This is a genomic window from Viridibacillus sp. d25.2 (assembly GCF_055456015.2).
This window is the reverse complement of the sequence record NZ_CM196652.1, coordinates 396,052-416,117: the sequence shown is the minus strand read 5'-3', so window position 1 is coordinate 416,117 and position 20,066 is coordinate 396,052. Positions and strand designations below refer to the sequence as shown.

The window sequence follows — 20,066 nt, the reverse complement described above, 5'->3', positions numbered from 1 at the left end:
TTAAATAACAGCGCTCATCCCACCATCAACCATCACAACATCACCCGTTACATAATCGGATGCCTTCGAAGCTAAAAATAATGCTACTCCTTTTAAATCTTCATCCGATCCTAATCGCTGTAGCGGAGTCGCGTCCATAATATAATCCATTCCACGTTCTATCAATACAGAAGACATTTTCGTTGGGAAAAATCCTGGTGCAATGGCATTAACATTTATATTATGCATTCCCCATTTTGCTGCTAAATCCTTCGTCAACGTAATAACCGCACCTTTACTCGTGTTATAGCCAACTGTATCCATAAAATCTGGATGCGTTCCAGCAACACCTGCAACTGAAGAAATATTGATGATTTTGCCAGACTTCTGCTCAATCATTACTTTACCAACAGCTTGGCTCATTAAGAATGTCCCATTTACATTGACATCCATCACCTTTTGCCATGCCTCATAAGGCATTTCAATAACCGGTGCCCCCCATGAAGCACCACTATTATTTACTAAAATATCAATTGAACCAAATTGCTTCACAGTTTCCAAAACGACATTTTTCACATCATCGGGGTTTGTCACATCGCAGGCCAGTCCAATTGCACGCACTCCAAATGTCTCAAGCTCTTCACTCATTTCCTTACAAGCTGTAACTTTTCGAGAACATAGCACGACATTAGCTCCAGCCTCTGCAAAGCCTCTTGCAATTTGGGCACCTAATCCTCGTCCTCCTCCAGTGACAATCGCCGTTTTACCTTTTAAGCTAAAAAGATCCATTACACTCATTACACTCTCTCCTTTACTTTAGAGACATGCTTTTTCAACTCAATTTTCGCAATTTGGTTGCGGTGTACTTCATCAGGTCCATCTGCTAATCGCAAAGTTCTTGAGTTTGCCCATTGTGCTGCTAATGTAAAATCTGAGCTCACCCCAGCCGCTCCAAATGCTTGAATAGCACGATCAATGACACGGAGTGCCATATTTGGCGCTGTTACTTTGATCATAGCTATCTCAGCCTTCGCTTCTTTATTGCCAACAGTGTCCATCATGTAAGCGGCTTTTAACGTTAGTAATCTAGCTTGTTCAATATCAATACGAGATTCAGCTATACGCTCACGAATAACCCCCTGCTCCCCTAATGTCCGATGGAAAGCCGTTCTCTCCTGCACACGTATACACATTTCTCCAAGAGCCCTTTCGGCTGCTCCAATTAGACGCATACAATGATGAATTCGCCCAGGTCCTAGTCTTCCTTGAGCAATAGCAAAACCTTTGCCTTCACCCCAAAGAATATTTTCTACAGGTACCCTTACATTCGTAAACGTCACTTCTGCATGTCCTTCGGGTGCATGATCATAACCAAATGCCGATAACATACGCTCAATTTTTACACCCGGTGTGTGAAGTGGTACTAATATCATTGATTGTTGTTCATGAATTGGAGCTGATGTATTTTTATGTTTCCCCATGAAAATGGCAACTTTACAGCGAGGATCTCCGCCTCCAGTCGCCCACCATTTACGTCCATTTAATATATATTCATCACCATCTCGTACGATACTTGCTTCAATATTAGTAGCATCACTTGAAGCTACGTCTGGCTCCGTCATCGCAAAACAAGAGCGGATTTCCCCAGCTAATAATGGTTCTAACCACTGCTTTTTTTGTTCCTCTGTACCGTATCGTACGAGTACTTCCATATTGCCTGTGTCCGGGGCATTACAGTTGAAAATTTCAGGTGCGATAAGTGAACGTCCCATGATTTCACAAAGTGGAGCATACTCTAAGTTAGTCAAACCACCACCATACTCACTATCTGGCAAAAACAAATTCCATAATCCTTGATCCTTTGCTTTTTGCTTTAGCTCTTCCATAATTGGTGGAATCTCTAACCAGCGATTGTCTTGTGCCTTTAACTGTTTCGCATATACTTGTTCATTTGGATAAACAAACTCCTCCATAAACGCTGTTAACTTCTGTTGTAAAGCTATTACTTTGTCTGAATATGAAAAATCCATCACCATTAGCCCCCTTATTATTTAACAACTTACATACTGATCGGTCGGTATGTTAAATGACTGAATATTCATTCACATTAAAATCATATCGTTTATATGAATAGATTGCAAGTATTGAATTAACAATTTTAGGTAACTGGAGAAGCCTCTGAAAGCGATTGGTAAGCTTCGGAAAAACTTATCTATCCTATATTTTTATTGGCTTGGAGAAGCGTCCTCTCGACTCCCGCGGGATCAGCGAGACAGACGAGACCCTACAGGAGCGTAGCGACGAAGCGGCTCGGCGCTCGCCCGCGGTAAGCGAGCCGTAAGCTTCGGAAAACTTGATCTTTCCTGTATACAAATAAAAAGACTGTAGATAAACCTGATCTGACCCAATAAAGTTAGACATATAGTTTAAGCAGCTTCTAAGATCTGAGTTCGGTATGCTATCGGACTCAGATCTTTTAATGTGCGCTCGGCATGCGTATGAACTATAGGGTGTAAGTCCCGAACCCCGAAGACAGAAGTAGAGGTTAGCCAAGAGCAAGGGTGTCCGTGGCGACGCGGAATCTGAAGGAAGCTGGAGGCAAAACACCGGTCCGAGGAACACAAATCTCATATAAGGCTAGGTATGATTGGATGAGTTTGCATTACAAAACAAAGTCCTTTCTGTCGAAGGTCATATCGAGTAAATGAGGCGGATAGATGGTGTGAAAGTGCATACGCTTACCCGGGGAGGTCTGATGGAAACGTGAAGTACCCTTCATAACCTACTTGGTGACAAGTAGCTGAACCATCAGAAGTCAGCAGAGGTCATAGTACGATTGGGTCTAGAACTAATCGGAAGGACTGAACAACTAAGAGAGAATAGCCCTTGGCATTCCATCTTGAATGAATGAACACAGAAAACAGAGACCTCACGCTTAGAAAGTAATGGTGAAGTCCATGAGGGTATTTGCGGAGGGTGTAGTTCAGGTGGGCATAAGAAGACAAGCTATTCACGGAAAGGAACGAAATGGTGATGTTGAATCAAATTCTAGCACGTCCGAATATGATACAAGCATTAAAGCGAGTGGAAGCGAATAAAGGAAGCCATGGAGTAGACATGATGCCCGTACAAACCTTACGTCAGCACATCCTCGAAAACTGGGAATCTATTAAAGCTCAAATTCTAACGGGAACCTATGAACCGCAACCAGTACGTCGTGTCGAAATCCCGAAACCAGACGGCGGTGTGCGTCTATTAGGGATCCCAACCGTGACAGACCGTTTGATTCAACAAGCTATATCGCAGATATTATCAAAGGAATATGACCAAACTTTCTCGGACAACAGTTATGGATTCCGACCAAATCGGAGTGCTCATGACGCAGTCCGAAAAGCGAAGGGTTATATGAAGGAAGGATATCGTTGGGTTGTAGATATGGATTTAGAGAAATTCTTTGATAAGGTCAACCACGACCGCTTAATGGCAACATTAGCAAAAAGAATTCATGATAAATCATTATTAAAACTTATCCGTAAATATCTCCAAGCAGGTGTCATGATAAATGGAGTTGTTTCAAGTACAGAGGAAGGAACACCGCAAGGTGGACCATTAAGTCCACTTCTTTCTAATATCGTGTTAGATGAGTTGGATAAAGAATTAGAGAAACGTGGTCATAAATTCGTTCGCTATGCAGACGACTGCAATATCTATGTGAAAAGTAAACGTGCGGGAGAGCGTACAATAGCAAGCGTACAGCGATTCGTCGAAGGAACACTACGCTTGAAAGTGAATGAGTCCAAATCAGCGGTAGACCGACCGTGGAATCGAAAATTCTTGGGTTTTAGTTTTTCACACAATAAAGAACCAAAAGTTCGAGTGGCGAAAACAAGCCTTCAACGAATGAAGAAGAAAATACGAGAAATTACCTCTAGAAAGATGCCATTTCCAATGGAATATCGTATCGAGAAATTAAACCAATATCTAATTGGATGGTGTGGATATTTTGCGCTCGCAGATACACCTTCGGCATTCAGTAAATTAGACAGTTGGATTAAAAGAAGGTTACGAATGTGTCTTTGGAAGAATTGGAAGAAACCCCGAACCAGAGTCAGAAATCTCATTCGTTTAAAAGTTCCATACGGAAAAGCATACGAATGGGGAAATACCCGAAAAGGATACTGGCGCATCTCAAAAAGCCCCATATTACACAGAACCCTTGACAATTCCTATTGGGAAAGCCAAGGGCTGAAAAGTCTGCAAGTTCGTTACGAAACTTTGCGTTATTCATCTTAATTGAACCGCCGTATACGGATCCGTACGTACGGTGGTGTGAGAGGTCGGGAGTTAATCACTCCCTCCTACTCGATTTTGCCTTCATACGTTTGTGGTTATAGTAATAAATATAAGCATCTAATTCCTTCTCAAAGTGCTCCATACTTTCAAACTCTTGGAGGTAAAGTAATTCAGACTTTAATAAGCCAAAGAAGTTCTCCATGACGGCGTTATCTAAACAATTTCCTTTACGGGACATGCTTTGTATAATGTGATAATCTTTTAACGTTTTTTGATACTTCTTCATTTGATAATGCCATCCTTGATCGGAATGGAGGATGACCTCATCTTCTGGTTTTAGGTGTTTAATCGCTTCATCTAACATATCTCCAACAAGTCGATAAACTGGCCGTTCCATCACTTTGTAGGTAATAATTTCACCGTTACATAAATCAAGGATAGGGGATAAGTAACGTTTCTCCCCAAATAAATGAAATTCTGTTACGTCTGTTACCCATTTTTGATTCATTTTCTTTGCTTGAAAATCTCGTTGTAAAATATTTGGGGCAATTCGACCAACATGCCCCTTATAAGAACGATACTTTTTCATGCGGACTAAACACTTTATACCTATTTCGTTCATGAGGCGGTTGATTGTCTTTGGGTCGTGAGAAAATCCATGTTTTTTTAACTCTTTTGTGATACGACGATAACCGTAACGTCCTTTATGTTCATGATAGATAGACTGAATAGCGTTTTTCACCTTCGAGTACTTGTCTTCTCGATTCAAACGTTTTTCCCAATAATAGTACGTACTACGTGGAATATCAGCGACTTTGATTAATGCCACGACCTCATAGGTTGACTTTAGTTCATAAATTACTTGCGCTTTGATTTTAGTTGTAATTTTTCCTGCATTTGAACTAAAGTATTCAACTTTTTTAAATACGCATTCTCCATTTCGAGTTGTTTAATTCGTTCTTCAAGCGCTTCAACGGAACCTTCAACTTGTTTTGACTTTTTTATTTCTTTTTTCATGGATGGTCGCCCCTTTTTCTTAGAAATGAGGGCATCTAATCCATATGTATTAAAATTTTTTCTCCATGTCCGAATTAAAGCTGGAGAAGAAATATTAAACATTGCGGCTGCGTCGTAAGAGGATGTACCCGTTTCATATATATAATTAAGTACATCTATTTTAAACTCCGCAGAATAACTTGTATAGGATTTCTTAAAACCTTCCTCTCCTTGAATATGATATAAGCGAACCCATCCTTGAATCATTTGATAAGAAACTTCAAATATTTTTTGAAGATCCATATAGCTGTATTTTTCTTCTAGGTAAAGACGGGCAATAAATATTTTCTCTTCGGCAGTAAAATTAGCCATAAAAAACACCCCATAAATGTTAGTTTGGTGTCTAACATTTACGGGGCAGTTCAACCCGAATATCTCCGAGTCTGTCTACAGTCTGAAGCTGCTTCATGAATTGAAGTAGCTTTTTTGTTAATTATTTTTTTCAGTATAATAAGTCGTTAGCTCATTATAATATTTGTTTAATGAAGATGGAGAAACCTCAAAGTTTTCAGCGATTTCTTTTACTGTCATTCCAAGTGATTCAAATAATTTTTGCTCTTCACCAAAACGAATTGCACCAGCTGCAATTGCTACAGCCTTACGTGCTTTCGGTTGGCGCTCTACAACATAATCTTCTACAATTTCAAGAACTGGTCTTGGGTCTTGTCCTTTACCTTCTAAAAACTCTAGTACACGTAAAAATACATCTGCTTCAAAGTCGGTAAATTCTCCACCTTCAAAGCCAGCTTCGCCTAACTCTTTCCAAAATCCTAGGCTATTTTCTTTCCAATAAGCTTCTTCATTTAAGTCTGATTGTACTTTAAACGCATCTGCTAATTTTCCGAATACAGCGTTATGATCTTTAGGGAAGAAAATCATACTTGATACCGCTAAGTAATGCGCTTCTTTATTTGAGCCATCTGGCAAGATAAAGCAAAATACATGTACGCCTACAGGAACAGGCTTGTCACTTTCGCGACGCAAGTATAGTACTTCATCCGTTAAAATATTTTGTACTACCATATAGTCTTCTTCAATCGCTGTCACTTCAGCAACCATCATTGTTGGATGCTCCCAAGTGTTTAATACAGTTAAAGTTGATGGGCGTACTATTTCTTTTTTCACTTTTTGCAAATATCCTTGCCAAATATCCGTTCTATCATGGAAGAAATATGCGTCTAATGCAATGGCTTCAATCATATCGTCTAATAAATATTTACCTACTGCATCATGCCATTTCTTCGCTACTTCAGCAAACTCAGGAATGTCGCTACGCAACGGATACTTATCATAAAATGTTTGCAATACTCGTTCTAGTTCTTCTGCGTATACGGTTTCTACTGTGACTGCTTCTTTCTTCTCACAGCATTTTTTGTATTTCTTACCACTACCACATGGACACGGTTCATTACGTCCGGGCATTCTAACACGTCCTTTATCATTTAAGTGCTTTTTTAGCATACCATCTTTCATGAGATTGCAAAAGGTTACAGTATAATTACCATTTTCGTTCCCCGACTGAAAATCCTGTCGATTTATGGTATGGTTCTTATATGAAAAAATTTATTCCACTACTCATATTACTGTTTGTTATTTTCATCTCGTCTAGTCAGAGCTATGAGCAGCAATCTATCGTACCTTTATTACGTGATTGGTTTCCAAATGAACCGCTAAGACCTCTATTATCTCTATTAGAAATTCCTTATTGGGGTATTATTGTATCAGTAGACGAGCGCGGCTATTATTACTTTTTAGAATTTTTAATCCGAAAAGCAGCACATTTTGGTATGTTCGGATTAATAGCGATAACATTATTTATTGCCTTACCAAAACATAAATTCCGCCTATTTACTGCAGCCCTTCTAACATTTTCATTAGCGGCACTTGATGAGTTTCATCAATACTTTACAACCGGTCGTACAGCCACTTTCCAAGATGTGATGTTGGATACGGCAGGTGCTGTCATATTTCTCATACTTTTCAAATTCATACTAGTATTAACAAGAAGAAAATCCGTAGAGGCTTAATGTCTCTACGGATTTTTGCTTTATCTAGAAGCTGAACTATAAACCAACTGTCTATATTATGATTTTCGTTTTGCAATCTGTTGAATTGGATCCCAGACTCCATTATAAGGTGGTGCATAGGCAAGATCCAAATCCAATAAATCATTCAGAGTCATTTCATGATAAAGTGCTGTTGCAAAAACATCTATGCGTTTATCAACACCATTACCACCGATAATTTGTGCTCCAAATAATTTCTGCGTTGTTTTTTTATAGATAAACTTCAGTTCCATTTCCTGCTTACCAGGATAGAAACCGGCAATATCTGTCGCCTTTTGCTTATACACTTCATAATCTAATCCTAGCTTCTGGGCCTCTTTTTCCGATAACCCCGTTCGACCTAAAGTTAGATGAAAGAATTTCACAATAGAAGTACCAACAATTCCTTTGAAAGTTTCAACAACACCAACCATATTCATACCTGCAATACGCCCTTGCTTATTCGCTGTCGTTCCAAGTGGAGTATAAGTATTCTTCTGCTTAATCCGATGAAAATGACTAGCACAATCACCAGCAGCATAAATGTTTTCTATACTTGTCTCCATATATGCATTTACCAAAATTGCGCCATTTTGCATCATATGCATACCGGTACCATCAAGAAAATTTGTATTAGGCCTTACTCCAATGGCAGCTAGTACAAAATCAGTCTCATACTCTCCCTTATCTGTTACAACTGTTTGCACCCTAGCTTCGCCCTTAAAGCCTTTCACTTCTTCATTGAAGATTAATTCAATCCCATTTTTCCTCGCCTCTTCATGAATGAGTTCCGCCATATCTTGATCGAATATTTCAGCTAACTGATTACCAAGTTGAATAATACGTACCTTCTTACCAAGTTCCGCAATACTTTCAGCCATTTCTAAGCCTATGTTGCCACCACCGATGATGGTTACCTGTTTAACAGAATCATTTAAATCATTTAAAATAGCCTTTGCATCAGGAATAGTTTTTAACGTATGAATCCCAGCCAAGTCAGCCCCCTCAAAGTTAGGGAAGATTGGGTTAGCACCAGTAGCAATAAGTAAACGGTCATACGAAATTTGAAAATCTTCATTCGTTTCAACTACAACACCAGATACCGTTTTCGCCTCGGAATCGATACTTGTCACATCATGTCCTGTTCTAGCATCAATACCATACTTCGTCCGAAACGTTTCTACACTACGCGCGATTACATCGTTTGTTGATGGGATTCGGCCATCGATTACATATGGCAAACCACATTGCCCATAAGAGTAAATACGCCCCCTATCCAATGTTGTTACTTCAGCTTGTTTATCTCGACGTACAATTTCCATCGCTGCGCTCATACCTGCAGCATCTCCGCCAATAATTACATATTTCATATACTTTCACCTCTGCTTCCATTATTCCCATTCTATAATCATTAAAACTAATTATTGCATTTTAACTTCTTGGGTTCTATCCATGTACCAGTTAAAAAATTCAGATGCAACCTCTTGAGGTACGTCAAGAAGTTCCTTATGTAACACTGGTTTTGCTCTGTTTACCGTTTTAATTGAGGCCACGTTAAAGTACCGCTGTAGCTTCGAACGTTCTGTCTTCACTTCTATTACTTGACTACGCTTTGTAATAAATAATACGGTAGAAAATCCACCTGTTTTCATTTGTATGAAAGACTCATTCAATATATATCGACTATTTTTAAAATCTAATATGCGCGAAGAATAAATAATTAGAAGCAAAGCTATCGAAATCCACCATAATGAAGGCTTGAAATACCAAATTACTGCCGTTGCAATAAGCCAAATATAGCTTGGGCGAATCACTCGAATCCAAAGTACCTTCTTCGGCATTTCATGCATATTCTCTTCCACTTGATAATCTGGCAACAGCTCACTTATCAATGTATATGCCTTTCTCACCGGTAAAAATGGATACAGTGTATTCGTCTCTACTTCTCCAATTGTAGTATTACCTGCACTTATAAGTTTTACCTCGGCAAGTCCTAAAATCCTCTTTATGAAAGACTGCGAAATCTCAACAGCCTGTACCTTCTCTTTGCGAATTGAAAATATTGATTCATTGAAGACGCCTTTTTTTATATAAACCTTCTGTGTATCTGATGAAATTTCATATTTGCCGTACTTTATAAAGGTATGAACCATACCAATTGCAATAGAGATTAGTAGTAAGCCAATAATAACAGCTGCTAAGATTGCCCAACCCCATTTCAAAGCATCTGTCACTTCATCCTTAAACATATCGAATTTAACAACATCATCTAGTTTAAAAATGATTGGAATTAAAATTAAAAAGCTAAGTGAAGTAAAAGAAGCCTTCACCAAATCTTGTTTTGATGGTGTAAAGTGAATAGTCTTTTTATCTTTCAGCTCTTGCTCTAATGAATGCTCCTCAAAAATCCCAGCTTTATATTCCCTAATAATTTCCTTATGTGAACAAGTTTCTGTAACTGCTCTCTCTAAACTTTCTGCTTCAGCTCTAGAAATTACATCAAACGTAATGGAACTTTCATCACCAGCAGCTGCTGTTTCTACAGTCAATGAAGTCACTTTAAAAAGTTTATGAAAAACAGTCGTTTGGTGTTGGACATTCTGTACTTTTAAAAATGGAATAGTCCGCTCACTTTTCGAAAAAATCCCGGACTTAATATAGATAGCATTATCCTTTATCGCATATCTATATGTTAGCCATTTACCGATACTCATAAAGAGCGTTATCACAACATAAGCCAAGAAGAGCCATTTTGCTGTTTGAATCCACCATTTATCAGACCCCATATTCAATAAAAAAATAAATATAAAAAAGATTATATTATTTTTAATTAGGTTATATAGATCAAATACTAGAACGAGCGGATGTAATCTTTTCAACGGTTGCACCATCATTCCACTTCCTTAATTTTTGCATAATGTGCAATTTGATCACGCAATTCAAAAGCCTCTCTCTCAGAAATCGCGGGAATTGCATGCTCGGATCCCATAGTTCCAATCTGAATCGAATACAAGCCATATTTACGCAAGAAAGGCCCTTGATTCAATTCTACAGACTGTACCTTTGTCATTGGAACCAGTTCATTCACCTCTTTTAAAGCACCGTACTTCAATTGAATAAAATTCTCATCCACATCATAGCGCCAATACTTTTGCTTTAATGTTGGCTTGAACAAAATCTCCCAAATTGCCGTTAAGACCGTCAATATTAGAAGCCCCAAAATAATCCAACCGATCCATTCCTTCCACTCAAAACGTATATGTAAATAGTAGAGGATCCCAAGTACTGTAAGAATCCCGGCATTTGCTAACGTCTCAGTTATACGCCAAACCTTTACAGCCTCTTTTGAAATACTTCGCTGTGGCGCTTCAATTTTTAAATACATCAAATCACTCCTTCTTTATGCAATACGGATAAGATAAGGAAAAAGTTTCTAAATAAAAAATATCCCCCGCTAAAATGCGGAGGACTATCTTATATTTTTCCAACTAATATATCTAAATCAATCGTAATTTCAGTTAAATCTATAGCTGTATCATCATTTTTTTGGTGCCAACCCATCGGTGTCATATGCATTAATAGAGGCACCAATTCCTGATCTATTGCTATAGTTTGTGTAATACGCTTTATCTCTACTTCACTGAAATTCTCTTTGAATCGTTCAACAGTAAGTTCATTTGAATAGGACTCTTTTTCAGAATCCGCGAAAAACATAGCGCGTAATTGCTGTAAATATCCACTTTGTGGCACGATTTTAATAACCATTCCATTCGGCTTTAATAGTCGTTTAAACTCCGTATAATTTGCAGGTGATAAAATATTCAAAATCGCATTAAAACTTGTTTGTTGATATGGACTTTTTGCTAGGTCGCCGACACACCAAATCATGTCATCGTAATTGCGCCCTGCTGCAATAATTCCTTCTTTTGCAATATCAATACCTACTCCAATAAAACGCTTACCAGCTTGCTCCTGGAAGTTATTTTTTATGCTTGCTAAATGTGACCCTTCTCCACATCCCGTATCTAATACAACAACATTACTATTCATCTGCTTCAGTAAATCACAAATCGCTGTATGCATCGATGCATACAAACCACTTTCGATAACCTTCTTACGTGCTTCAAATAAATCTTTCCCATACATTGAAGTCGCAGCATGTGTCATGAAATTCACATAGCCTTGCTTTGCAATATCAAAAGAATGTCGATTGTCACAAACAATACTACAATCTTCAGTCACCATCATCTCATCCCCACAAACAGGACAAGCAAACATTCCTTGACGCTCCCTCATATAATTCGCGCTCTCTACTTTTCTCGGCAATGCCATGCCAAACACCTCGTTCATTAATCTTCTTTTCCAAGTATACAAAACTAAGCGATGATTGGCTAAGGATAAAATATGAAGAGGCAGTAGGCTGAGCTCTAATATTCTTCCGGCTCATATCAATGAGTCTGACGGAAAATCACCTATAATCAAAAAATCACTGATGACTCAAAGCCATCAGTGATTTAGCTTTTTCTATAAGTTCAAAAATAATACTCCAAATGCAAGCAAACCTAGTACGATAATTGGCAATGTTTCTTTTATAGAATCTTTCACACGAACATGTGTTAGAACGCCACCGATTGCTGTAACTGCTAATAATGCAGCTCCAAAAATTGCCCATTCATTAATCCAGAATCCAACAATCAATGAAATAGCAGCAACTAGTTCTACCAATCCCGTTACAACACGGAACCATTGTGGCAGGCGCCAACGTTGAAAACCTTCAACGTGCATTTTTGAGCCGCTTACTTTCCCTAATCCCGCTATCAAAAATGCAGCAGCTAATAAACCGTGTAAAATCATTAATACGATTTCCATCTTACTCCCCCCCCTTCATTAAATAGAGGCATTTTTTCACACAAAAAGACGGCACACTTTCTTAATTAATTCATTATTGAATATTGATTGTTATAAAAAAACGTGTAGTTTTGAACTTTATTTTTCACTTGTAAATTATTATACTTACAACTGTACAATCTTGTGTGGACTTTTATTCTAATTGTAATATTAACTCTCTAACTTCTTGATTAGCACTAACCCCTCTCATCAAAAATCCATAAAAAAAACGCTAGCATCAATACGCTAACGTCCTTTTTCTCACTACAAGCTATATACAATGTCTAATCAAACTATTTCGTTTTGTCAGGAGAAACCAGAGCATACCTTTCCCAACGACGACTTTTCCACCTAAAGAAAACTAAGATAGCTCGGAACCATTCATCTGCCGCAATTGCTAACCACACGCCCACTAAACCCATATCTAATTGGAATACAAGTAAATAACCAAGTGGTAAGCTCATACAAACCATCGAGAAAAAACCGATGACTAACGGATATTTGGCATCACCTGATGCTCGTAACGAGTTAATAATTGTGATATTAAATGTACGTCCTGTTTCTAGCAAAATGCTGCACACTAACACTGCCGCACCTATTTTGATAACCTCTGGATTATCAGTAAAGAGTCGCATTAATGGATAGCGGAAAATAACGACTACTGCGACCATCACTACTGTAAATAATAACGCCCATTTCAAGCTAATCCATAATTGTTTATAAGCCGTATCCTTTTCATTAGCACCTACATAACGACCAACCATTATTGCGGTACCCGTTCCAATCGCTATGGCAAATAAATAGGTAAACATTGAAATATTATACGCATATTGCCGAGCTGCCAGTGACTCTGTTCCTAAATACGTCACATAGTATAAGAAGACAATTTGACAACCTTGGTACATCACCTGCTCAAATGCAGAAGGAAGGCCAATTTGCAGAATCTTACTGATATATTCTTTTGATAATGACACGTAGTATTGCAATTTAATACGTACCTCTAGTGCTTGATACAATAACCAAAAGAATACTAATAGGGCCAAAATACGGCTGACAACTGATGAAATGGCCGCACCTTGCACACCTAGTTCAGGGAAGCCAAGTTTACCGAAGATCAAAACATAGTTCCCTATTACGTGAAAAATATTCATTCCAAGTGACACATACATCGTCTGTTTGGTCCAACCATGCACGCGAATAATCGCTGCTAATGAATTTATAATTGCTTGCAGGAAGATAGCTCCTCCAACAATAAATAAATATTTACTAGCATACTCAAGAACATCACCTTGTAAATTCATTGCAATCATAATATTTTTTGAGAAAATAACAAAAGCGACACTCATTATTAGGCCAATAACTAAATTCAACGAAACAGCTAATGCTGTAATTTTGGATGCTTCCAAATAACGCTTAGACCCTAAATATTGAGCAACAACAATCGATGCCCCATTCCCTATTACTTCCAAAATCAATATTGCTATATGAATGTATTGATTAGCGGCACCGACACCTGATACTGCATCATCTGACAATGCGCTCAACATAAATGTATCAGCGAGCCCCATCAACATAAATAAAAATACTTCTAAAAATATCGGCCATGTTAAATGAAATAAATTCAATTTCTCTTCTGGCCCCTTCACTGTTGCAGATACACCCATCCGCTCACCTTACTTTCTAATTTAAAAATTCGGATAGGCTGTATCTTAACATAGAAATAAGCTCATAGCTATGTCATATGCCATTTATTACAATCTATTTACTATGGTTAATTTATACCTTGCTTATTCCTTTATTTATGTTATATTGTTGTTGAAAACTAAATCGCTTTTTAACCACTAGGGGAGTCATATAATTGGCTGAGACGCAGAGTACTGCGGACCCTTGGAACCTGATCTGGCTCATACCAGCGGAGGGAAGTGGCGCTATCAGTCTATTTTGTTTCATTGAAAATGATTGCTTGCCGCCTACTGACACCGATCAGGAGGCGGCTTTTTGTTTTCAAAAAACAAAAAATTTGGGGTGCATAGAGATGACATTTTGTGAAGAAGTAAGACTAGAATGCAATGATTTATGGGAAGGTAGCTTTCATCATCCATTTGTAAAATCACTTGCGGCAGGTACATTACCACTCGACATTTTCCAATATTACGTACAACAAGATGCTTATTACTTAAGCCATTTCGCAAAAGTGCAAGCACTAGGAGCCGTAAAGGCAAATGATTTACATACTACACAACGTTTTGCCAAACATGCTGAATCAACATGTACTGCAGAAATGTCACTTCATGAGCAATTTTTTACTATGTTAGATATCACGGATGAAGAATTCGCATCATTTGAGCCAGCACCAACAGCTTACGAATATGTTTCTCATATGTATCGTACAGCAAATAACGGTGACCTCGCTGACACTCTAGCTGCACTACTTCCTTGTTACTGGCTTTACTATGAAATTGGGGAACGTCTAAAAGATTCACAACCTAATCACCCTATTTATGATAAATGGATTCAAACATATGGATCTGAATGGTTCGGAGAATTAGTAGAGGAACAAATTAATCGCATGAATGACCTTGCTAAAGATTTACCTCCTACACGTATTCAGCAGCTAAAAGAACATTTCCGTAAAAGTAGTTATTATGAATGGCACTTTTGGGAAATGGCGTGGACGAAACAACAATGGACAATTGGACAATACGAACAGGAGCTTACTAAATAATGTACAAAAAGCATTTACTAGAAAAGCTGCGTGTTGAAAAACCGTTAATCCACAATATTGCAAATGTTGTTGTTGCCAATTTCCAAGCAAATGGTCTCCTCGCACTTGGTGCTTCACCTATGATGGCAGAAGGAATTGAGGAAGTAGCTGAAATGGCTGCCCTAGCCGACTGTACAGTTCTTAACATCGGTACACTTGATCAAGGAACTGTATCTTCTATCATTGAAGCGGGCAAAAGTGCCAACAAAAAGGATATTCCCGTTGTCCTTGATCCAGTTGGTGTAGGTGCTAGTGAGTTTCGTAAGCAATCGGTGACAACTATTTTAAAGGAAATTAAAGTTACAGCTATTCGCTGTAATTTAGGAGAACTTGCTGCACTTGGTAATGTCGAATGGCAATCAAGGGGAGCCGATGCTGGTGAAGGGCAAATAGATGTACAACTAATTGCCAAAGAAGTAGCCAATCGAAATAGCTGTATCGTTGCAGTCACTGGGGTTAAGGATACGGTAACTGATGGACAAACGACAATTCAAATTGAGGGCGGACATGACTTTATGCCACTAATTACAGGCTCTGGGTGCTTACTTAGCGCAGTGACTGGTGCATTTCTTGCTGTTTCAGAGGGACAACATTTGCAAGCAACCGCGAGTGCGCTATCATTTTACAAACAAGTTGGCGAAAAGGCAGCACAAACAGCCATTGCTCCTGGCACTTTTGCAGTCGAATTAATTAACAACTTATATTCTATTATTTCAGAAGATTTACGTGACAACATGATAGTTGTAGAAAACGAAGGTATTCAATTATGACAAGAAACGTTGCTATGACAATTGCAGGATCTGATAGTGGTGGTGGCGCTGGAATTCAAGCCGATTTAAAAACGTTTCAAGAGCTTGGTGCTTTCGGTACTTCAGCAATAACAGCTATAACTGCACAAAACACTTTAGGTGTTCATGACGTTTATGCCGTCGGCGTTAAAAATGTCGTAAGCCAAATCGAAGCTATACTCAACGATTTTCAGGTAGGCGCTATTAAAACCGGTATGCTTTTTTCAGCAGAAATCATCCACGGTGTAGCAGGTACATTAAAAGATTATGATCAACCAATGCTCGTTATTGATCCCGTCATGATTGCAAAAGGTGGAGCTTCACTTTTATTAAATGAGGCAGTACACACTCTGAAAACTGAGCTTCTACCACTTGCAACCATTGTTACACCTAATATCCCTGAGGCTGAAGTGCTTACAGGTTTAACAATTGTATCAGATAATGATGTAGAGAATGCTGCGAAGAAGTTAATTACAATGGGCGCGAAAGCCGTTGTCTTAAAGGGTGGACACCGTGATACAAAAAGTTATGCTGAAGATTTATTTTTAACAGCAAACGGAGAACGTTTCATTATGCGCTCTGAAAGAATCCATACGAAAGATACACATGGCACTGGTTGTACATTCTCAGCTGCTATAGCAGCCCGCTTGGCACAAGGCTTTACCGCTTCGGATGCAGTGATTGATGCGAAATATTTTATCCAAGCTGCTATAGCGAATGGGCTACACTTGGGTGCTGGCCATGGACCGACAAATCATTGGGCTTATCGTGAGCTTTCAGAAAAGGCACGAAAGGAAGTTTTAATCCTTGAATAGAGAACAACTTCAACTATATTTCATTATGGGGAGTCAAAATGTCGGAGAACGTGATCCACTCATTGTTTTAGAAGAAGCTCTACGCGGCGGTATCACCTTCTTTCAATTCAGAGAAAAAGGAGAAAACGCTCTTATTGGCGAAGATAAAATAATTTTTGCTAAAGCATGCCAAGCTCTATGTAAAAAACATGGTGTGCCTTTCATTGTCAATGATGATGTAAACTTAGCAATTGCTTTAGATGCAGATGGTGTACATGTAGGCCAAGATGACGCTAATGCTAATACAGTTCGGGAAAAGATTGGGGCGGATAAAATATTAGGAGTCTCTACACATTCATTAGTAGAGGTTACTGTAGCTATTGCCGCAAGCGCTGATTACGTTGGTATTGGTCCAATTTACTCCACCACCTCTAAGGCGGATGCGAAGTCCCCTGCCGGTACTACTTTAATTGAACAAACAGCGACTAAGTATCCCACTTTACCGATTGTTGGTATTGGCGGTATTACAATTGATAATTGCCAAACGGTTATCAGAGCAGGAGCAGATGGCATTTCACTCATCTCTGCTATCGCAACACATGAAAAACCTTTTGTAGCTACACGGCAACTACTACATGTCTTGCAACAGGTGGCGAAAATATCATAACTTCACGCAAAACGACTATAGCTATGTTTGTCGCTATTGCCATTGCAGGTTCTGTTTTTGTGTCATTTCCAGCGGGAATCGCACGTGCTTATCCAGTTCAACACGCTGTAAATGTCCTAGCTGCTGTAATGCTAGGACCTGGACCGGCTGTTCTTATTGCATTTCTTACTGGACTTGTTCGAGTAATAACCGGCACTGGTTCCTTACTAGCTTTTCCTGGTGGTATGATAGGCGCTTTTTTAGCAGGAATGCTCTATAAGTATTATCGGAAAGTATGGCTAACCGCTGTAGGAGAAGTATTTGGTACAGGTATACTTGCCTCATTGATTGCTATACCATATGCCAAAATAATAATGGGCACTTCATTCACCGCTCTTTACTTTATGCCAGCATTTCTTGTCTCGAGTGCCAGCGGTGCTCTGCTTGGTTGCATCATAGCAGTTCGACTAAAGGAAACAAAATTTGCTCATCAATTGCAAAAGCACTAAATATATTCACAAAAAAACTGTCTAACAATCTCATTTGATTGTTAGACAGTTTTTTCATTTCATCAATTAAGTTAAATAACTTAATACTAGTCCCACTGACAATAAAAATCCAAAGAATGTATTTGTCAATGCAGTTGATTTCATCGCAATCCCCTGCTTAGGGGGATTATTTACGCCCTCTTTAAATGCCTTAATTGCCTGTAATGGTTTTGGAACACTTATTAATACAACAAGTAACCACGGGCTAACAGTACCTATAATAATCAGTGCGATTATCCATACATAAGACACAACAAATGAAAATGCTAGTAAATTGACAGCCTTTTCACGGCCTAAAAGAATTGCTAGTGTTTTACGTCCACCAATTGTATCTTCCTTAATGTCACGAATGTTGTTTGACATATTAATGCCTCCAACTAATATACCCATTGGAATCGATACTAAAAGACTTGTCATACTGACGGTTCCAGCTTGTATAAAGTATGAAATTAATACAAATCCAATCCCCATACTAAGACCTGCAAATAGCTCTCCAAACGGTGTATAAGCAATTGGGTAAGGCCCACCAGTATATAAATAACCGATTGCCATACCTACTGCGCCAATTGCAACTAGCCACCAGCTACTACTCATACAAATATATACGCCGAGTACAACAGCGACTCCATATAATGCTAGTGCAAAAGCTAGCACTGTAGAAGGTTTAGTACCGTGGCGTACAAGCGCACCACCAATCCCTACAGAATCAGCTGTATCTAATCCACGTTTAAAATCATAGTATTCATTGAATAAATTGGTTGCAATTTGTAGTGCTAAACAGCATACAAGCATTGCCACAAAAATCAATATATCTATGTTCGTATCGAACATAGCAAGAACTGTACCAAGAATAACAGGTACAAATGTTGCTGTTAAAGTATGTGGACGAGTAAGTTGCCACATCAACTTAGCAGTACTAATCTCTTCTATATTCTGATTACGATTTTGACTCATAATCAACTTCCTTTCATATTAAACTACAACTACTCTATATTAACTGATTTTCAAGTATCACGCCAAAGGGGAAATTTCTAATAGATTGGGTAGATTCTTTATAGATTACTTGATCCGCATACATTACAAAAAAACTGCTCCTAAGTCAAACTTAGGAGCAGTCCAAAATTCATTTCTTATTTAAATACTTTCACTCGGTCTTCAATAGGTGAAAATTGTTTTTCTCCAGCTGCAACAACAGGTTTACCGAAAGGCATTTCAGCAAGTAATTTCCAGTCTAACGGAATATTCCACTCGCTTTTCACTTTATCGTCAATTAGTGGATTGTAATGTTGTAAAGAGGCACCAAAACCTTCTTGTTCAAGTGCAGTCCACACTACATATTGCACCATACCTGATGATTGTAAAGACCAAATCGGGAAGTTATCAGCATATGAAGGGAATTTTTCTTGCAACCCTTTTACAATGGATTGGTCTTCGAAAAATAACACCGTACCATACCCTGCACCAAACATGTTCATTTTCTCTTCAGTAGGCGCGAAATCGTTAGCTGGTACAATTTGGCGCAATGTTTCAGTTGTGATGCTCCATAATTTCGAATGTTGCTCACCTAACAAAACAACTGCACGAGCTGTTTGAGAATTAAATGAAGACGGTGTATGTTTTACTGCATGTTCAACGATTTCTTGAATTCGTTCATCGGATACGATTGCTTCATTATTAATTACATATACGCTACGACGTTCCTCTACAGCTGTAGCAAAATCTTTTTTAGTCATTTTATAAATCCTCCAATTAATGTATATTTCTTAACTGAAATCTATTATGATGTATCTAGTTACGAATTGTAAGTAGGCACATTAATTAAACATAGTATCAAAAATGATACTAATGGGAGGCAAGCCATGTTAAACGGTCAAAAAAATCCACATCAATGCCAAATGGTTGTTGCATTAAATATGATTGTCGGCAAATGGAAACCCATTATTTTAGATCACTTATTACACGGGGAAGCGCTTAGATTTAATGAACTAAAAAAACTCATTCCAGATATCACGCAGAGAATGCTTACAATGCATCTACGTGAATTAGAAGGACAAGATATCCTAACACGAACTGTATACCCACAAGTACCACCAAAAGTAGAATACCAAATCACCGAATATGGAATGACACTTCAACCTATTTTAAATACGATGCAGGAGTGGGGCGCCAATCATATTGAACATATGAAGGAAAAAGAACGATAACCAGCGCACATCCTCCGCCCAGTTCGCATACACTACGTAACGACTAGAAGCAGAGGATGTGA

The 20,066-nt window shown here is 38.5% G+C and carries 20 protein-coding genes and 1 riboswitch; of the genes, 8 read left to right on the top strand and 12 right to left on the bottom strand.

Annotation, left to right across the window (positions count from 1 at the left end):
• Together ACZLO7_RS02140 and ACZLO7_RS02135 are read right to left on the bottom strand one after the other, a co-directional pair.
• Complete coding sequence (locus ACZLO7_RS02140; RefSeq protein ID WP_464940803.1) at nucleotides 1-777, bottom strand: SDR family oxidoreductase; 777 nt, start codon at nucleotides 775-777, stop codon at nucleotides 1-3.
• Nucleotides 777-2,009 carry an acyl-CoA dehydrogenase family protein gene (locus ACZLO7_RS02135; RefSeq protein WP_464940802.1) on the bottom strand — a complete coding sequence of 411 codons (1,233 nt, stop codon included), beginning with the start codon at nucleotides 2,007-2,009 and terminating at the stop codon, nucleotides 777-779. The genes ACZLO7_RS02140 and ACZLO7_RS02135 overlap by 1 nt, the downstream gene beginning before the upstream one ends.
• A gap of 1,000 nt (nucleotides 2,010-3,009) precedes the next feature.
• Here ACZLO7_RS02135 and ltrA point away from each other — a divergent pair.
• Nucleotides 3,010-4,272, top strand: a complete 1,263-nt coding sequence (ltrA, locus tag ACZLO7_RS02130) for a group II intron reverse transcriptase/maturase (protein ID WP_511261415.1) — start codon at nucleotides 3,010-3,012, stop codon at nucleotides 4,270-4,272.
• Nucleotides 4,273-4,327: 55 nt separating this feature from the next.
• Here the strand turns inward: ltrA and ACZLO7_RS02125 are convergent.
• Together ACZLO7_RS02125 and ACZLO7_RS02120 are read right to left on the bottom strand one after the other, a co-directional pair.
• A protein-coding gene (locus tag ACZLO7_RS02125; protein ID WP_464939532.1) for an IS3 family transposase occupies nucleotides 4,328-5,640 on the bottom strand; the annotation gives its coding sequence in 2 pieces (ribosomal slippage) (nucleotides 4,328-5,196 and nucleotides 5,196-5,640; 1,314 coding nt in all).
• A gap of 117 nt (nucleotides 5,641-5,757) precedes the next feature.
• Nucleotides 5,758-6,789, bottom strand: coding sequence for a YecA family protein (locus ACZLO7_RS02120; RefSeq protein ID WP_464939531.1), 1,032 nt, complete (start codon nucleotides 6,787-6,789; stop codon nucleotides 5,758-5,760).
• 92 nt (nucleotides 6,790-6,881) lie between these two features.
• Here ACZLO7_RS02120 and ACZLO7_RS02115 point away from each other — a divergent pair, with 92 nt between their 5' ends.
• The gene (locus ACZLO7_RS02115; protein ID WP_464939530.1) at nucleotides 6,882-7,355 is read left to right on the top strand and encodes a VanZ family protein; all 474 of its coding nucleotides are present in this window, start codon (nucleotides 6,882-6,884) and stop codon (nucleotides 7,353-7,355) included.
• A 56-nt stretch (nucleotides 7,356-7,411) separates the two neighbouring features.
• Here the strand turns inward: ACZLO7_RS02115 and ACZLO7_RS02110 are convergent, their stop codons facing one another.
• From ACZLO7_RS02110 to ACZLO7_RS02085, 6 genes are all read right to left on the bottom strand, one after another.
• On the bottom strand, nucleotides 7,412-8,743 hold the full coding sequence (locus tag ACZLO7_RS02110; RefSeq protein WP_464939529.1) for an FAD-dependent oxidoreductase: 1,332 nt from the start codon (nucleotides 8,741-8,743) through the stop codon (nucleotides 7,412-7,414).
• Between the two features lie 51 nt (nucleotides 8,744-8,794).
• Entirely contained in the window at nucleotides 8,795-10,267 is a 1,473-nt protein-coding gene (locus ACZLO7_RS02105; protein ID WP_511261379.1) for a PH domain-containing protein, read from the bottom strand.
• A complete protein-coding gene (locus ACZLO7_RS02100) occupies nucleotides 10,264-10,758 on the bottom strand; it encodes a PH domain-containing protein (RefSeq protein ID WP_464939527.1) in 495 nt (164 codons plus the stop codon). The genes ACZLO7_RS02105 and ACZLO7_RS02100 overlap by 4 nt, the downstream gene beginning before the upstream one ends.
• Nucleotides 10,759-10,847: 89 nt before the next feature.
• On the bottom strand, nucleotides 10,848-11,705 hold the full coding sequence (locus ACZLO7_RS02095) for a putative RNA methyltransferase (protein ID WP_464939526.1): 858 nt from the start codon (nucleotides 11,703-11,705) through the stop codon (nucleotides 10,848-10,850).
• Nucleotides 11,706-11,897: 192 nt separating this feature from the next.
• Complete coding sequence (locus ACZLO7_RS02090) at nucleotides 11,898-12,242, bottom strand: DoxX family protein (RefSeq protein ID WP_464939525.1); 345 nt, start codon at nucleotides 12,240-12,242, stop codon at nucleotides 11,898-11,900.
• 311 nt (nucleotides 12,243-12,553) lie between these two features.
• Nucleotides 12,554-13,924, bottom strand: coding sequence for an MATE family efflux transporter (locus ACZLO7_RS02085; RefSeq protein ID WP_464939524.1), 1,371 nt, complete (start codon nucleotides 13,922-13,924; stop codon nucleotides 12,554-12,556).
• Between the two features lie 169 nt (nucleotides 13,925-14,093).
• Nucleotides 14,094-14,198: riboswitch (TPP riboswitch) on the top strand.
• 97 nt (nucleotides 14,199-14,295) lie between these two features.
• On the opposite strand from ACZLO7_RS02085, the gene tenA reads away from it, so the two are divergent.
• Genes tenA through thiW form a run of 5 tightly spaced genes read left to right on the top strand, consistent with a single transcriptional unit; the run spans nucleotide 14,296 to nucleotide 17,761 of the window.
• Nucleotides 14,296-14,985, top strand: a complete 690-nt coding sequence (tenA, locus tag ACZLO7_RS02080) for a thiaminase II (RefSeq protein WP_464939523.1) — start codon at nucleotides 14,296-14,298, stop codon at nucleotides 14,983-14,985.
• Nucleotides 14,985-15,794, top strand: a complete 810-nt coding sequence (gene thiM, locus ACZLO7_RS02075; protein WP_464939522.1) for a hydroxyethylthiazole kinase — start codon at nucleotides 14,985-14,987, stop codon at nucleotides 15,792-15,794. Before tenA ends, thiM begins: the two co-directional genes overlap by 1 nt.
• Entirely contained in the window at nucleotides 15,791-16,627 is an 837-nt protein-coding gene (gene thiD / locus ACZLO7_RS02070) for a bifunctional hydroxymethylpyrimidine kinase/phosphomethylpyrimidine kinase (RefSeq protein WP_464939521.1), read from the top strand. The genes thiM and thiD overlap by 4 nt, the downstream gene beginning before the upstream one ends.
• Nucleotides 16,620-17,273: a thiamine phosphate synthase gene (gene thiE, locus ACZLO7_RS02065; RefSeq protein WP_464939520.1), complete on the top strand. Its 654-nt coding sequence runs from the start codon at nucleotides 16,620-16,622 to the stop codon at nucleotides 17,271-17,273. The genes thiD and thiE overlap by 8 nt, the downstream gene beginning before the upstream one ends.
• On the top strand, nucleotides 17,270-17,761 hold the full coding sequence (thiW, locus tag ACZLO7_RS02060; RefSeq protein ID WP_464939538.1) for an energy coupling factor transporter S component ThiW: 492 nt from the start codon (nucleotides 17,270-17,272) through the stop codon (nucleotides 17,759-17,761). The genes thiE and thiW overlap by 4 nt, the downstream gene beginning before the upstream one ends.
• Before the next feature lie 66 nt (nucleotides 17,762-17,827).
• Here thiW and ACZLO7_RS02055 read toward each other — a convergent pair whose 3' ends face one another.
• Both ACZLO7_RS02055 and ACZLO7_RS02050 read right to left on the bottom strand, forming a co-directional pair.
• Entirely contained in the window at nucleotides 17,828-18,754 is a 927-nt protein-coding gene (locus tag ACZLO7_RS02055; RefSeq protein WP_464939519.1) for a 1,4-dihydroxy-2-naphthoate polyprenyltransferase, read from the bottom strand.
• Nucleotides 18,755-18,930: 176 nt separating this feature from the next.
• On the bottom strand, nucleotides 18,931-19,533 hold the full coding sequence (locus tag ACZLO7_RS02050) for a nitroreductase family protein (protein ID WP_464939518.1): 603 nt from the start codon (nucleotides 19,531-19,533) through the stop codon (nucleotides 18,931-18,933).
• Nucleotides 19,534-19,659: 126 nt separating this feature from the next.
• Between ACZLO7_RS02050 and ACZLO7_RS02045 the strand changes: the two genes are divergently transcribed.
• A complete protein-coding gene (locus ACZLO7_RS02045; RefSeq protein ID WP_464939517.1) occupies nucleotides 19,660-20,004 on the top strand; it encodes a winged helix-turn-helix transcriptional regulator in 345 nt (114 codons plus the stop codon).
• The last annotated feature ends 62 nt before the right edge of the window (nucleotides 20,005-20,066 follow it).